At 39.3% G+C, this 16272-nt stretch carries 13 protein-coding genes and 2 other annotated features; all 13 genes read right to left on the reverse strand.

The features are described 5' to 3' along the window. Positions 1-37: 37 nt before the first annotated feature. Entirely contained in the window at positions 38-1501 is a 1464-nt protein-coding gene (locus F7984_RS10615) for an NAD(P)H-hydrate dehydratase (protein ID WP_140461554.1), read from the reverse strand. A gap of 442 nt (positions 1502-1943) precedes the next feature. Then, complete coding sequence (locus F7984_RS10620; protein WP_066106983.1) at positions 1944-2561, reverse strand: 5'-nucleotidase, lipoprotein e(P4) family; 618 nt, start codon at positions 2559-2561, stop codon at positions 1944-1946. Positions 2562-3125: 564 nt separating this feature from the next. Further along, the gene (locus F7984_RS10625) at positions 3126-3611 is read right to left on the reverse strand and encodes a DinB family protein (RefSeq protein ID WP_066106986.1); all 486 of its coding nucleotides are present in this window, start codon (positions 3609-3611) and stop codon (positions 3126-3128) included. Positions 3612-3733: 122 nt separating this feature from the next. After that, a complete protein-coding gene (gene trpA, locus F7984_RS10630) occupies positions 3734-4534 on the reverse strand; it encodes a tryptophan synthase subunit alpha (RefSeq protein ID WP_066106989.1) in 801 nt (266 codons plus the stop codon). Further along, a complete protein-coding gene (trpB, locus tag F7984_RS10635; protein ID WP_066107807.1) occupies positions 4527-5726 on the reverse strand; it encodes a tryptophan synthase subunit beta in 1200 nt (399 codons plus the stop codon). Before trpB ends, trpA begins: the two co-directional genes overlap by 8 nt. A 5-nt stretch (positions 5727-5731) precedes the next feature. Beyond that, a complete protein-coding gene (locus F7984_RS10640) occupies positions 5732-6349 on the reverse strand; it encodes a phosphoribosylanthranilate isomerase (protein WP_066106992.1) in 618 nt (205 codons plus the stop codon). Beyond that, entirely contained in the window at positions 6346-7137 is a 792-nt protein-coding gene (gene trpC, locus F7984_RS10645; RefSeq protein WP_066106995.1) for an indole-3-glycerol phosphate synthase TrpC, read from the reverse strand. Before trpC ends, F7984_RS10640 begins: the two co-directional genes overlap by 4 nt. Then, the gene (gene trpD / locus F7984_RS10650; protein WP_066106999.1) at positions 7122-8159 is read right to left on the reverse strand and encodes an anthranilate phosphoribosyltransferase; all 1038 of its coding nucleotides are present in this window, start codon (positions 8157-8159) and stop codon (positions 7122-7124) included. The genes trpC and trpD overlap by 16 nt, the downstream gene beginning before the upstream one ends. Further along, positions 8152-8745, reverse strand: a complete 594-nt coding sequence (locus F7984_RS10655; RefSeq protein WP_066107002.1) for an anthranilate synthase component II — start codon at positions 8743-8745, stop codon at positions 8152-8154. The genes trpD and F7984_RS10655 overlap by 8 nt, the downstream gene beginning before the upstream one ends. After that, positions 8726-10117 carry an anthranilate synthase component I family protein gene (locus F7984_RS10660; RefSeq protein ID WP_175354298.1) on the reverse strand — a complete coding sequence of 464 codons (1392 nt, stop codon included), beginning with the start codon at positions 10115-10117 and terminating at the stop codon, positions 8726-8728. Before F7984_RS10660 ends, F7984_RS10655 begins: the two co-directional genes overlap by 20 nt. Positions 10118-10168: 51 nt before the next feature. After that, positions 10169-10404 (reverse strand) — a binding site (T-box leader). Positions 10405-10446: 42 nt separating this feature from the next. After that, positions 10447-10696: a binding site (T-box leader), on the reverse strand. Positions 10697-11049: 353 nt separating this feature from the next. Continuing rightward, positions 11050-12303, reverse strand: a complete 1254-nt coding sequence (odhB, locus tag F7984_RS10665) for a 2-oxoglutarate dehydrogenase complex dihydrolipoyllysine-residue succinyltransferase (RefSeq protein WP_066107005.1) — start codon at positions 12301-12303, stop codon at positions 11050-11052. A 16-nt stretch (positions 12304-12319) separates the two neighbouring features. Beyond that, complete coding sequence (sucA, locus tag F7984_RS10670) at positions 12320-15160, reverse strand: 2-oxoglutarate dehydrogenase E1 component (protein ID WP_066107008.1); 2841 nt, start codon at positions 15158-15160, stop codon at positions 12320-12322. A gap of 215 nt (positions 15161-15375) precedes the next feature. After that, positions 15376-16242, reverse strand: coding sequence for a GNAT family N-acetyltransferase (locus tag F7984_RS10675; protein ID WP_140461555.1), 867 nt, complete (start codon positions 16240-16242; stop codon positions 15376-15378). Positions 16243-16272: the final 30 nt, after the last annotated feature.

Here is a 16272-nt window from a genome sequence, read left to right on the forward strand (position 1 = left end):
CTATTCCCGTTTTTTTGCTAAATTAATACCTTTCTACCTATTTTTTAAGATTTAATTGTTTTAAAAGATATGGCCAGACCTCCATAATATCTGTTGCTAGCATTGCGCTAGGTTCACGTTCAATCGCCCAATATTCTGACGATTTCCCATGAAGATAAACCGCATTCGACACGGCTGTTGTATAGTGTGAGAAAGGTTCAGATTGACACAGTAATCCTAAAATAATTCCAAGCAATGTGTCTCCAGAACCGCCTTTTGAAAGACCGCGATTTCCCGTTTGATTGATATAGCCAGTTCCATCTGGAAAAGCGATAACCGTATTTACTCCTTTTAAAATAACTGTTACCTCATGTTCAATAGCAAAATCACGAGCAACCGAAATGCGGTTTTCATTGATCCACCTAGAAGATAATCCTGTAATTCGAGCCATCTCTCCGGGATGAGGTGTCAAAATGACCGGTGCCGGACGCCCTTTTGGATACTCTCTTTTTTGCAGGGCAGCGGCATCTAAAATAAGAGGCAAATCAGGTTGATTCAATAAAAATTGAACTTTATCCTCCAATTGTTCATCCAAATCCAAACCAGGACCGATTGCTGCTGCTTTCATACTGGATAGCTGTTTATTTTCTTTTAATTGTTGAAGCGTGTGATACCAATAGGTTGCTTCAGGAAGTCTCTGACAAACAATTTGTGCTACACTTTTATCGGTTGCGATTGTCAGTTTGCCAATTCCGGAACGCATAGCACCAAGACCAGACAGAAGTGCACAACCTGGCATTTCCTCACTGCCAGCAATTAATAATCCGGTTCCAAATGATCCTTTGTGCGGATTATTTGGTAAAGCAGGCCATGTTTGTTTAACATCTTCCTCTGTCCATACTCTCCAGCCTGATTGCTGTACCAATCCAATATCCAACGATTTGACTGTCCCATAGTATTCAGCCGAAGGCACTAAAAAAGCTGAAGGCTTAACCCCATGTAAGCATAATGTGTAATCTGCTTTAAAGGCAGTCACTACATTACCTCTATCTGCTTCAACACCTGAAGGAATATCAATCGCAATTTTCAGAGCCAATGATTGGTTCCAGTAGGCAAGCACTCGATCCGCATGACTGGAAAACGGCGGTTTAAACCCAATTCCAAAGAGCCCATCTACCAGAACATCATATTCATTTTCAATCGTTTGGGTGTATGGGTATCCACAAGTAATAAAATAAGAAAAATGCTGTTGCGCAACTTTAGACTTTGGCAATCCAAACGGCAAAATAAGCGTCGCCTTATAACCGTGATTCAGCAATAATCTCGCAAGGACAATCGCATCGCCTCCATTATTTCCTTGCCCAGCGATGATTCCAACTTCATCTTCCCTCTGAATTAAACTGGATACTTCTCTGAACAAAGCCTGTCCAGAGTTTTCCATTAAAGCAAAGATGGATAGCCCATCCGCGTCAGCTTTACTGTCGACTTCTCTGATATCATTCGCAAAATAAATATTCATCATCGACCACCTCTCTTCTTATATTTTTAGTATACAACAATAGGAATAGGAAATTTAAACGATATAGTAAGGTAAGGGATCTGATATCTATTGATCAGATATAGGTTTAGGAGAGAGGTAGCATAGGTGTTGAATAGGTGGGGCATAGATGGTCCATAGCCAGGGGATTCCTCCTTTCTCCCACCTTTCCCATACCTTTACGCCACCTTTGACCGGGGATAGGTGTGATATAGGTGGGGTAAAGCTCCGGTATAAGTTTTCGATTTAAAATAAAATAGTCAGCTCCACAATCGGAACTGACATTTGTTTAACCATCAACTTCCAGTAAATAACGTATCTCCTTTTTCCAGTTCCCCTGTATGAAGTTGATAACACTTATACTTATTTCCTGCCTGTTCTTTTATCCAACTTGCTGCATTCGTTCTTGATGATCATAAGTATCAATTTACTTGGAAAAATTAATCAAATTATCACCGAGGTTCAGAATGACGCTATGATTCTTTTCGATTGCTTTCCTTCTTGATTCTGTATTCACTTCATCTGTCAGTAAAATAAGATGTCCTTGATCCGTTTGCGGTAATCCAGCCCTCTTCAGATTCTTTTCAGTAGCCTCATATAAATGTTTTTTCCTGTTTGACACATAAAAGATTTGGATTCCTTTCATATCCGCATATTGAAGGAACTCTGATGCACCAGGCAGAGGTTTGGCATTTGCTTGGTAGACCCATGCATCCCATTCTTTATCATTAAAGGAGCTTTTCTTTTGAGCCAACTTAGCTAAAAAAGGGCGGTTATTCAATACGGTTTCATCTAAATCTAAAATAATGGCTTTATCCTCATCCGTCTTTTGTTGCAGAGCTCGATCGAGTCTATGTTTAGCCACTTTATAACCTTTACTAAATGACGCATCAGTCGTAGATTGTTGGTACCTAAGGACGTGCATTATATTTTCTTCTTGTTGATTCTTATACGGACTAGCTTCTATCCAGTTCATAGGTAAGCTTATCCAAACACTAAATACAGTAATAAGTATACTTCCTTTTCTGATGCCATTCTTTTTCATTCCAATCACCTCTCGAACAGTTTTTCCAAAGACTTTTCATTTCATGAAAAATTTATATTGGAATAGCGAATCTGCTTAAATAAAGTAGGTATTGGATACGAAAAAAAGACCTCATTTGAGATCTTTACTGATTGATTTAGAATTTTCTTTTTCTTATTAAAATACTACTAAACATCCTCAAAGAAACCGCAAAACAGAACATTTTATCAGTCGGAATTTACAGAATAAACCTATTTTCCAGAAATTTTTTAATCTTTAATTAGGGTCTTTATTATGAGGAGCCGAATTGTAAAACTATTTATCTCCATTGGTATACATATCTTAGAATTCATAAGAACTAATATTCATAAATATAGGGGTGATATTCTTGTTTAAAAAACCATTTATTTTGTTGATGATCGGTATCATTCTTGTTCTATTTATAGATACGGGTGCAAAGAATTTCTCAGATCTTTTGCTTAATAAATAAACAGAAACATAAAAAAAGCGGGGAATGCGATACCGCCCCTTAAAAGTTAGTTTTACTCTAACTTTTAGGGTATGACAACTTCCCCGCTCTCTTTATTAATATTGATTAGTAGTCTTATGTCGTTCAACTAATTTTTTTAATGATTGAATCTGACCTAGATGCATCGCTTCATGGCTCAGTAAAAAGTGAAACAATTCGCTTTTTGTTTTAATACCAAACTTTGCAAGAGGACCTGTTACCTCTTCTCTCCAGAATTCCTCCGGTAAATCTTTAATTCTCTTTTCCTGAGATTGATAATTGGACTTGATATCATTCAAAGAAGGTGCACTTCTTTGCCAATATTTTGGCGAAGTTCCGCTTCTGAAAAATTCTCCATATAACTCTGAAAGCGGTGAACCGCTGCCAGGATAATCAAACAAGAAGGATTCCGCACTTACCAGTACATGCCCTAATTGCCAGCGAATCGTATTATTAAAACCTTCTGGTTGAAGATCAGCCTCCGCTTCAGATAAATCCTCTAAAATTTCCTGTAGCTTACTTCTGGTCAACTCAAATTGTTTTTGCATACCAGTCGTTTCCATATAATCCCCTCCACTAATTCTTTTTGCCCTTCACAAGATATGGGTTGCTATCCTTTATACCCTATCTTTCCTGAAAAAAAACAGAAGTGAAACGGCTTATTGGACTGATAACATACAAATTGTTAGCTGGTTGTTTGTTTTGCCTTATTTCTAATCAATTCTTTAACAAAGGACTCCAATTCCTTATGGCCCTTTTGATGCAGTAAACTTACAACCTTACTCCCTACAATAATTCCATCACAATAGTCATACAATTGATTGGCCGTCTTTGCATTGGATATTCCAAATCCCGCATAGATTGGACAATCCGTATTCTGCTTAAGTTGTAGGATTTGTTCTTTAAAGGCTTCATCATTCAACTGTGCCTGTTCTCCTGTTGTCCCATTTACCGTTACTGCATAAATAAAACCTTCCGCTCCATCACAAAGCTTTGCCATTCGAGTTGGATTTGCCGTTAAAGGTATGAGTCTAATTAACACAATCCCTTCATTACTGAGCTCTTTCTTAAACATCTGCTCTTCCTCCAGGGGAACATCTGGAATGATACAGGCACTAATGGAGGCTTCTCTGCACTTGGCAGCAAATTTTGAAATCCCAAGGCGTAAAACAGGATTTGCATACGTCATCATTATTAACGGAATTTCAATAATTTCCTCAGTATTCTTTAATTCATTTAATATATCCTCCAAAGTAATATCCTGTTCCAGGGCACGTAAACCTGCTTCCTGAATGCTAGGTCCGTCAGCTACTGGGTCAGAAAATGGAATTCCAATTTCTATGGCGGAAGCCTCTAATCTTTCAAAGTACTTTATAGTCGGAACAAGCTGATCAAGCCCTCCATCACCGCCCATAATATAGGGGATAAACCCTTTTTTTTCACTCTTTTTAGCCTCTGAAAAACAATCTACTAGCTTATTAGGCATGCTCCGCACCTCCAACTACATTCATGACGGTATCCATATCTTTATCTCCTCTCCCAGATAAACAAATCACAATAGACTGATCTTTCCCCATATTAGGTGCCCTTTTGACTGCTTCCGCTATCGCATGCGAGCTTTCGAGCGCAGGTATAATTCCTTCCTTTCTTGTTAACAGCTTAAATGCCTCTAATGCCTCATCATCTCGAATAGATATATATTCAACTCTTCCCTCGTCCTTCAGAAAGCAGTGCTCCGGTCCGACTCCCGGATAATCTAGTCCAGCCGATATAGAATGAGCTTCCTCTATCTGTCCAGCTTTATCCTGCAGGAGATACATGAGTGCGCCATGCAGAATCCCCTTTTCTCCTTTTGAAAGGGATGCTGCATGCTCATTTGTATCTAACCCATGGCCAGCCGCTTCCACGCCTACTAAAGTAACCTGTTCATCCTCTAAAAATTCGTAAAACATCCCCATCGCGTTACTGCCACCGCCGATACAGGCAATAATTTCATCTGGCAATCGATTGTGTAAAGCTAAGAATTGCTCCCTGGTTTCCCGACCTATTACACTCTGGAAATCTCGTACAATTTGCGGGAAAGGATGGGGTCCCATCACAGATCCCAATAAATAATGTGTATCCTCAATATGACCGACCCAGTAACGTAAAGCTTCATTTACGGCATCCTTCAGTGAACAGCTTCCTTGTTGTACAGGCACTACCTTTGCACCCAACAATTCCATTTTCAATACATTCGGTTTTTGCCTCTTCACATCTTTTTCACCCATAAAGATTACTGCTTCCAAACCAAGCAAGGCACAGGCTGAAGCAGTCGCGACTCCATGCTGGCCGGCACCTGTTTCCGCAACAATTCTTGTTTTGCCCATTACTTTGGCAAGCAGGGCCTGACCAAGTGTATTATTAATTTTGTGAGCCCCGGTATGATTTAAATCCTCCCTTTTAAGGTAAATCCGCGCACCACCTAAATGTTCGGTCAAATTTTCCGCATAGTATAACGGAGTCTCTCTTCCTACATAATCCTTCAAAAGTAATTGATATTCAGTAATAAATGACTCTTCCTGCGCAATCGTTTTATAGGCTTCCTCCAATTCGAACAAAGCCGGCATTAATGTTTCCGGTACAAATCTTCCTCCATATTCCCCATATCGGCCAGTTTTATCTGGATATTCTTTTATTTGATTCACTTGATTTCCCCCTCTTTTGCCATTTTTATAAATTCAAAGATTTTTCTCGTATTTTTTCTCCCATTTACCTCAACACCACTGCTCACATCAACCATAAACGGATTTACAACCTCAATCGCAACTCTTACATTTTCAGAATTCAAGCCTCCCGCTAAAATGATAGTAGGATATTTAGCTCCTAGTCCTCTAACCTTTTCCCAATCAAATGCCACTCCGTTTCCACCTCTATATTCCCGTGCTTCAGCATCCAATAAAATATAATCAGCATGCTTAACATCACCAACATCTAAGTCTGCCTGAGCAGGCTTAATTCCTAGCGATTTAATGATCGGCAATCCAACCTCCAAATAGTCTGCCGGCTTTTCTTCTCCATGAAGCTGAATGGCTGTCAATCCACAATATCGTGCCACTTGTTTCACCGTTTCTACCTCTTCATTAACAAAGACACCGACCTTCCAGATTTCACCTTCCAGTTTGGAGATGATTGGTTTGGCCTTCTCAGGAATAATTCTTCGCTTGCTTTCGGCGAACATAAATCCAAGGGCATCCGCACCTGCTTTTTCAGCTGCTAATGCATGCTCGACGGTTTGTATTCCACAGATTTTCACCTTCACCGACTGTACCTTCTTTCAATTTTCTTGATTTCTTTTACAAATTGAGCGGGATCTTGATGCTTCATCAATGCCTCCCCAATTAGGATTGCATCCACGCCTGCATTGGCAACACGTAAACAATCATTAACATTCTTGATTCCACTTTCACTAATGACAATAGTCGACGGATCGTCAATCAATTTGATTAAATTTTCAGTAACAGCTAAATCTGTGTTAAATGTTTGAAGATTTCGATTATTTATACCAATCAATTGCGGTTTAAGGGACAGAGCTGCCATTAAATCCTCCTCATCATGCACTTCCAGTAAAACTTCCAAATGTAGATGGAGAGCATACTCATACAATGCTTTTAATTTTCCAGGTGATAAAATTCTTACAATCAACAGGACTATACTTGCCCCCGATAAAAAGGCTTGATTAATCTGAGATTCTTCCAATATAAAATCCTTGCATAAGACTGACAGATCTATATGACTGCTTACAACCTGTAAATCTTCAAAGCTTCCATTAAAATATTCTTTATCCGTTAAAACAGATATGCCGTCAGCGCCGCCTTCCTTATATTGATTAGCTACCTCTATTGGGTCGGCCAAAGATTGAATGATTCCTTTTGATGGAGATGACCGTTTAAATTCTGCAATCACACCAAGGGTAGACTGACTTCTGATTCGTTCAGCAAAAGTATCTCTTACCTGCATTCGTTTGATGTCATTTGACAATTCAATTGCGGTTGATTTGCTTAACTCTCTCCTCTTGTGCTCCACGATATTCATTAAATAGGTTGGCATATATCATTGGCCCCTTTCGTTTGAACCGGTCCCCTAACTTCAAGTAATTTCCGATAGACAGCACCTGAATCAATTAATTCAGCCGCATACATGACTCCTTCCTGGATCGTAGAAACTTTCCCTGATACAAATAAACCAATTCCTGCATTTAGAAGGACGGCATCACGACATGGATTCTTTTCCCCACAGAAGATACCAATCATTTTTTTTGCATTTTCAGACGGCTCACCACCGGTCAAACGGCTATTGTCCGATACTTTCAATCCAACGTCATTGGGATGGATGGCTTCTTCTGTTATTAGACCACTCTGAACAAAATATAGCTTGTTTTCGCCAGACAATGAAGCTTCATCCATATTACCCGCTCCATGGATAATGGCAGCCTTTTTTCTCCCAGCCTTCAACAATACTTCTCCATACAGCTTTAATAGTTTTACATCATACACACCAACCATTTGATAGGTTAAATGGACTGGGTTTGTTAAGGGTCCGATTGCATTGAAAATCGTAGGAATACCCAATTGCTTCCGAACTGCAGCGATTCTTTTTAATTTTGGGTGGATATGTCCAGCATTCAAAAATACTAAGTTAGCTTGATGAATAGCTTTCCTGGCTTCTTCCTTTTGATTAATCGTATTAATGCCCAATGCGTTCAGCACATCCATGCTGCCGGATTGACTCGTCATATTTTTGTTTCCGTGCTTCACCATTTTGATTCCGGCACTTGCCAAAACAAATGCTGATGCCGTACTGATATTAAAGCTATTGCTGCGATCGCCTCCGGTACCACAATTATCCATGGCTTCCGGGATAGTTCCTAGCTGATGTGTCGATTCCTTTCGAATCATTTCTGCGATAATATACAGTTCCTTACTCCCGTATCCCTTCAATCCAATAGCCATCAAAAATGCAGCCAATTCCGCTTCAGAAACAGTTGGACTTAACATTTGTTTTGCAGCATCTGTCATTTCTCCCTCTGATAAACTCTTTCCTTTACTTAATTTGAAAAGATACTCATTCATGCAAGACTGCTTCCTTCACAGTACTATTAAGAAAATTAGTAATTATTGTTTTTCCATAGGGCGTTCCTATTGATTCAGGATGGAATTGAACGCCGTATAAGGGATACTGCTTATGACGAATGGCCATAATCTCGTCATCATCCTCTGAAGTTGCTATAATCTTAAACTCATTTGGCAATGTCTCTTCTTTTATAATTAGAGAATGGTATCTCATTGCCTGAAACCCTTGAGGTGTACCCTTAAAAATTTCATCTCCTGTATGGATGATCTTTGATGATTTACCATGTTTGATCTTTCCAGCTCGACTTACCGTAGCACCAAACACCTGGCCAATGGCCTGATGCCCTAGACAAACGCCTAAAATAGGAATATGGCTATAAAAAGCTTTAATCATTTCTTTACATATCCCACTCTCTTCAGGCCGACCAGGTCCGGGTGATAAGACAATTGATGTTGGTGATAAATCTTTTATTTCTTGAATCGTAAGGGCGTTATTTCGTTTAATCAGTACCTCTTCCCCCAGTTCTAATAAAAGCTGATAGAGGTTATACGTAAAGGAATCAAAATTATCGATAAGTAAAATCATTTATCCCATCCTCCTTAAATCCAACTTTATGAAGTGTTTCATACCATTCATTTTCCGGAATGGAATCATAGACAATACCAGCGCCAGCCTGGAAATGAATTTGTTGATCTTTAATTACCATCATTCGGATTGCTAAGGCCAGGTCCAATTCACCACCATAGGAGATAAAACCAACACCGCCGCCGTAAGCCCCTCTTCTTTCCTGTTCAGCCTCTGAGATTAACTGCATCGCTCTTATCTTTGGCGCGCCCGATACGGTTCCAGCCGGCAAACAGGCTTTAATTGCGTCCATTGGATGAATCGCTTCGTTTAATTGGCCTGTAATTTCTGAAACAAGATGGATTACATTTTTAAATGATTCAATCTCCATAAACCGTTTAATATTTAAGCTTTCCGGCTTACAAATCTTCCCCAAATCATTTCTAGCAAGATCCACCAGCATGACATGTTCTGCCTTCTCTTTTTCATCCGCTATTAAACTGGCAATCTGTTCTTCGTCTTCTTGAAGAGTAGAGCCTCTTCGTCTTGTACCAGCTATCGGATTAGAGTGAATAACGCCCTGATCGATCGCAATCAATCGTTCAGGAGAGCAACCCACAATGTGATAGGAGCCAAAATTAATATGAAACTGGAATGTATCAGGATGCTCTTGCTTTAACTTCCCATAATAATCTTCCGGGTCTCCCCTAAATGAACCGGTCCATCGCTGCGACAAGACAGCCTGGAATATATCGCCGTTCCGTATTCTGGATTTTAATTCATTAACCGTATCAATAAATTTCTCCTGATTCGTATTGCTTTTAATTCCGTGAATCAAATACATTTCATTTCCAGAAGCCTGGCTATATGTGGATAGTTTTTCCCGAAAGTACTTCATGTTTTTAGCCAATTCTTCCTCTGATCGTTCACCTTCATAGTCTAAATGGAGGTGGCTGCATTCGGAGAAATCATCACCGCTGTAAATAAAATAATCTGTGTGATAGAGAAAATGAAAATCCGGAATACCAACCGGATTCATTTCCGGCGAATCTATTTCTTCAAAGAGAAAACTGTACGAATAACCGGCAAATCCAATGGAACCTCCTATAAATGGCAGATCAGGATAAAGGGCATCATCGATTGCAAGGGACGCTTTTATAAACTCATGCGGATTATTCACTTTCTTTTTCATTTGACCTTTTTTAAAGAACGTACCATCTATACTCGTCATGATTTCTGCATATAGGTTAAAGGCAACAATTTTTGTCCTGCCACCGCTCGGAGATGGAAATTCAAGCACAGCTTTATAAGACTTAGCAATGTCTTCTATATTTCTAAGTTTGTTCTTTTCCTCGGCTTTCAGTCGTTGCCTAATTATGTTAGGTTTCCTCAATCTAATCCCCCCTGAAAATAAAAAAATCCCCCATAAGCAAATAAATTGCTTATGGAGGACGTATAATCGTGGTGCCACCCCCGTTGGATCTCTTTCAGATACGATGAGGAAGGAATCCATCATTTAATATCCTATCCTTTTAACGGCGGAATCCCGTATTCCCCTACTAATCTTTCAGGGAATCACTCGAAAGCCCATTCACATAAAGCCTGCATACCGGTTCTCACCCACTCCGGCTCTCTGTAGTGCAATGTTTTTATGCTACTCCTCTTTCTTAACGTTTTATTTATTCAATTTTATCCCATACAAAAAGGGCCTCACATCCTTGAAAAAAGGACGAGAGACCCGCGGTACCACCTTAATTGATTGCTGAATTCAGCAATCCACTTTATGACAGACTATGGAAATAACTGTCAGCCTATTTTAACGATTGGCTAAATCGACCAAAGCATACTGAATAACTCACGTTCTGCTCGGCAACTCCGAAGTCCATTCACAAATGAAATCGTACCGATTCCCACCACCCATCGGCTCTCTAAAACTCCTTCAAATGCTACTACTCTTCATCAACGCATTATTATGTTTAAGTTGTTGTTAATATTAAATTAACTCTTTTGAATTGTCAATCTATTCAGTTAAATATAGGTAAAATGATGCATTTTTAGTCAGACAAAGTGAAAAATGACTATATGTTAATGAAAGGGATCATATCTCTCATAGATTTTGTATTAATTTATCTATTAGAAACAAGCAACTTTAAGTATTATTGCGTTTTCCTATCCTCTAATTACAATACAAAGGCTTGATAGAAGGGTGTAGTTTATACGATTTTCAAAAAAAGAGTGCCAATTCAGTAAGAACTGGCACTCTTTAAGTAAATATCATTTGTATGATACAACATTAATTATTAATTTATTTTGTTAGTTAAACAATCATCCCTCAAGCAATAAAGATTCAGGGTCTTCGATTAATTTTTTCACATTCGCTAGGAAGCTAACTGCTTCTGCTCCGTCGACAATACGGTGATCGTAAGATAATGCGATATACATCATTGGGCGAACTTCAATTTTGTCATCCTCAACAGCAATCGGACGCTTTTTAATACCGTGCATTCCAAGAATACCTACTTGTGTTCCATTTAAAATAGGTGTTGACATTAAGGAACCGAAAACACCGCCATTTGTGATAGTAAAGGTTCCACCCTGTAAATCTGATAGGGCCAATTTATTATCACGTGCTTTTTTAGCCAAGCTACCTATTTCTTTTTCAATTTCAGCAAAGTTCATACGATCCGCATCTCTGACAACAGGGACTACTAAGCCTTCTGGAGCAGATACTGCTACACCGATATCATAGTATTTTTTGATAAGCAGCTCATCACCTTGGATTTCTGCATTTAACAGTGGATACTTCTTAAGTGAACCAACCACGGCTTTTGTAAAGAAGGACATAAACCCTAATTTCACATCATTTTCTTTTTGGAATGCATCCTTACGTTTATTACGAAGGTTCATGATATTCGTCATATCTACTTCGTTAAATGTAGTCAGCATCGCTGTATTGTGTTGAACCTCAACCAAACGTTTCGCGATTGTTTGGCGTCTGCGTGACATTTTCACACGTTCTTCCGGTTTACCAGATACCTGAGCCGGTGCTGATGCTGCTTTTTTAGCTTCCGGTTTTGAAGGCTTAGATGCAGGCGCGCTGGCTTGTGCATGACCATTGTAGGATTCTACATCCTGCTTGCGCACTCTTCCAAGTGGATCTACTGTAGGGATTTCATCCAAATCGATTCCTTTTTCTCTTGCTAATTTACGTGCAGCCGGAGAAGCAACTGTTTTATTTCCTTTTTTCTCTTCTTCTTTTGGTTCAGGAGCAGGTGCTGCTTTTGGCTCTTCTTTTACTTGTTCTTTTGCAACAGGTTCTTGTTTTTCACTCTGTGCAGGCGCTCCATCAGCATCTACCATCGCAATTGCTTCCCCAACAAGAACCGTATCTCCCTCTTCTTTTAATTGCTCTGTCAAAACTCCTTCATAGTCGGAGATGATTTCAACATTTACTTTATCTGTTTCAAGCTCAACGATATATTCACCTTTTTCAACCTTTTCACCCGGTTGTTTAAGCCATTGTGCAATTGTTCCCTCTGTAATTGATTCCGCTAATTCTGGTACTTTTACCTCTGCCATCTCTATATTTCCTCCTCTATTCGCGAGTTAATGCGCTGTTAATAATACGATTTTGTCCTTGTTTATGAATGGTTGGATCTCCCTCTGCAGGACTGGATCGTCTTCTTCTGCCGATGTACTCAACTTTAACCCCTTCTGGTGCTGCTATTCTTAAACGTGGCTCAACGAAATTCCACGCGCCCATATTTTTAGGCTCTTCCTGTACCCATGCAATCTCTTTTAGATTCGGGTAGGATGCAAATAATTCTTGAACCCCTTTAAGTGGGAATGGATAGATTTCTTCAATTCTCACAATATGAAGCCAATCAAGATTTTCTTGAGCTTCAATAGCCTGAGATAAATCAATTGCCATTTTACCTGTACAACAAACGATTCTTTCCACACTGTCTTTTTTTGTTCCTAAGCCTGGCTGTTCAATAAAGGACTTGAATTCACCGTCACTCAGTTCTTCAGCAGTACTCGCAACAGTCGGATTTCTCAGCAAGCTCTTTGGCGTCATTAATACCAGTGGGCGTACTTCTTCTTTTCCTAAAATAGCTGCTTGTCTTCTTAAAATATGGAAGTATTGAGCTGCTGAACTTAAATTAGCTACAGTCCAGTTATTCTCCGCTGCCAATGATAAATAGCGCTCTAAACGTGCACTGGAGTGTTCCGGTCCCTGGCCTTCATAACCATGAGGCAATAGCATGACTAAGCCAGATTTTTGGCCCCATTTCGCTCTCCCAGCAGCAATAAATTGATCAAATAATACTTGCGCAGTGTTGGCAAAATCACCATATTGGGCTTCCCATAAAACGAGCGTATCCGGGGATTGAACATTGTATCCATATTCAAATCCAATCACAGCTGCTTCGGACAACGGACTGTTATGAACCGCAAAGGAAGCTTTTGCCCCTTCAAGTCCATGTAACGGTGAATAGGTTTCTCCGGTTTCACTGTCATGTAAAACAATGTTTCTATGAGCAAATGTACCGCGCTCGGAATCCTGTCCAGTAAGGCGAACCGGTGTACCATCCTGTAAGATAGTTGCAAATGCTAACGTTTCAGCCAAAGCCCAGTCTACCTTATTTCCTTCTTCCAAAGCATTCTGTCTTCTCATAAGGATTTTATCCAGTTTATTAAATACCTTGAAGTTCTCAGGTCGTTTTAAAAGCTCCGCATTTATTTGCTTTAATACGTCAAGCTCTACTTTTGTATCTACATTCGGAATCCCGGATTCAATAATTTTTGGAACATCAGCTGCTTCAAGCGGAGAATCTTCCTTTTCACCCACTTGATTATAATACTCTTTCAACATATCAAAATGTTCCTGATCCAGACGAGCGACCTCTTCTTCCGTTACAAGTCCTTCATCGACTAGTCTCTTTGCATACACCTCTCTAGGTGTTGGATGCTCATGCACCATCTTGTACATGGCCGGATTGGTTGTCATTGGCTCGTCCATTTCGTTATGGCCATAACGTCTGTATCCAATTAAATCTATTAAAAAGTCTTTTTTGAAATTTTGACGATATAAAATAGCTACATAAGCTGCTGCTAATACAGCCTCTGGATCATCCGCATTGACATGGATAATCGGGATTTCATATCCCTTCGCCAGATCACTTGAGTATCGAGTGGATCGGGAATCCCGGCTTTCTGTTGTAAATCCAATCATATTGTTCGCGATAATATGAACGGTGCCTCCTGTTTGATACCCATTAAGGCGACTTAAATTCAAGGTTTCCGCCACAATTCCCTGACCTGGGAATGCTGCATCTCCATGAATAATAATTGACATACTGGAATTCGAATCCTGTACAGGAAATCCTTTTTGGCTTCTGTCATCCTGTACAGCCCTTGTATATCCATTTACGATGGGATTAACAAATTCCAAGTGACTCGGATTATTTGCTAACGTTATAACCGCTTCTCTTGTATTCTCTTCTTTAATTTTACGATCTGCGCCTAAGTGGTATTTCACATCGCCAGTCCATCCAAATGTAACACCAATGGATCCTTCAGATGGCACCAACTTTTTATCTGGAGCATGCTGAAACTCAGAGAATATTTTTTTGTACGGTTTACCCAGCACATGAGCCAGTACATTCAATCTGCCTCTATGTGCCATTCCGATATTAATAGAATTAGTTCCGCCGCGAACGGATCTTGAAACTAATTCATCAAGAAGTGGAACTAAAGAATCTACACCTTCAATTGAAAATCTCTTCTGTCCAACAAAGGTTTTATGTAAGAATCGCTCAAATCCATCCACTTCAGTTAAGCGCTTCAACAAATTTTTCTTTTTAGCTGCCGAGATTGCAAAACCGGAGGCTGTTTGTTCAACCATTTGTGTAAGCCACTTTTTCTCTTCCATGTCATGGATATGATCGAATTCAAAAGCAATCGTTCTCGTATATAAAACTTTTAAATATTCGATGGCTTCATGGCCATTTTGAATGTTTGCAGGCAAAACATCACTGATTAAGGAAGCTGGCATCGCTTTCAAATCATCAGTCGTTAAATCATATTTACCCAATCCTAAATTAATATCTTTCTTTACCTTACTGTACAATGGATAAATATCAGCGGCCAAATGTCCGTTTATTCGAATATCCTCAGCCAATTTGATAGCCTGCGATACTTTATACATCATTTTTGCTGTGAACTGACCGTCTGAAACTTCCTTACTTTGATTACCCCTTGTTTGTTCGGTTTCCTCTAATCTTGGAGGTCCCCATTCTTCAAATAATCTCACCAAATCCGGATCCACTTGCTCTGGGTCCTGTAAAAAAACTTCGTACATTTCCTGGACGTAACCCAAGTTTGGCCCCTGAAACTCTAGCCAAGGGTTTGTTACAGGTGTATCAAGTTTCATTATGAAATCCCCCTGTTAAACATTGTTTTGCCTTAATCCTGCGACTGAATAATATATAATAATAATGTTATCGAAAGAGTCGGAAGGATAAAACATTTCCGACATTATTCTACCATGTTTTGGTGAATATACCCAAAGGTTTGCACTTAATTTACGAGAAAATCAAAACTTTCTAAAAAATCAGCTATTATGAAATAGCAAAAAAAGAGAATTGATTATATAACCAACTCTCCTTTCTGATTAATTCCAAATTGAATCATGCTGGATTCACATACCCATTCATAGCCAATTTTTTGATAAATTGAATTTAAAGTTGGATTTGATAAATCCGTATATAAACTGCAAAATAAATAGTTTTCAAGAAGTTGTTTCGAAAAAGTGTGAACGGCCGAGCTCGCATACCCCTTCCCTCTCTCTTCATCGGGAGTATAAACCAGCGAGACTACAATTCCATTTTGCGTTGGCCGAGCCCACTTCACCATCGATACCGGTCTGTTCTGATCAATCCATAAATGTAAGGACTTCTCCTTGATATAATCATTTGCCCTTGCCTGACAATCTTCGTAAGTGAGATTATCAACCGTATATTTAGTGAACTTTTTAATCCAATCAGCTACTAAGGGAGCATCTTCATGGCCTGCCATACGTAAATACCCTTTTGTGATTTGAACAGAATTCAGTTTTGTCAGTTTATAGATTCCCTGTTCCACGCCAATAGAGCCCTCAATTCCCGTTACACACTTCCATTCATCAGCAAATAAATGCGCTAATTGCTTTTCGCCTGTTATCCCTGGAAACATGAACCCTTCTTCAACAAATTTATTTACAGCAAAGGAAATAGCTTCTTTTTGGTTTGGATCGCCTGCAATAAGCAGATTATGTGGATGAGTTCGTAAAAAAATCAGGACAGTCTGATCCTTTACCTCCACTGTACATATGAAAAGTTTTATAGTATCTGATGGATTTTGGATCAATTTATTCACCAATCCCAGGATGACATTATGCTTCACTTCTTCCTTTAAAAGAATAGGTTCGACTTTGTCCTTAAAAGGTTTAATCGTGTCATAGAATACGATATTCATTTTCTCATCCTCCTTTTTTCCATTATCCTC

This window comes from Pradoshia sp. D12 (assembly GCF_008935075.1).
In the GTDB taxonomy this organism is placed as follows: domain Bacteria; phylum Bacillota; class Bacilli; order Bacillales; family Pradoshiaceae; genus Pradoshia.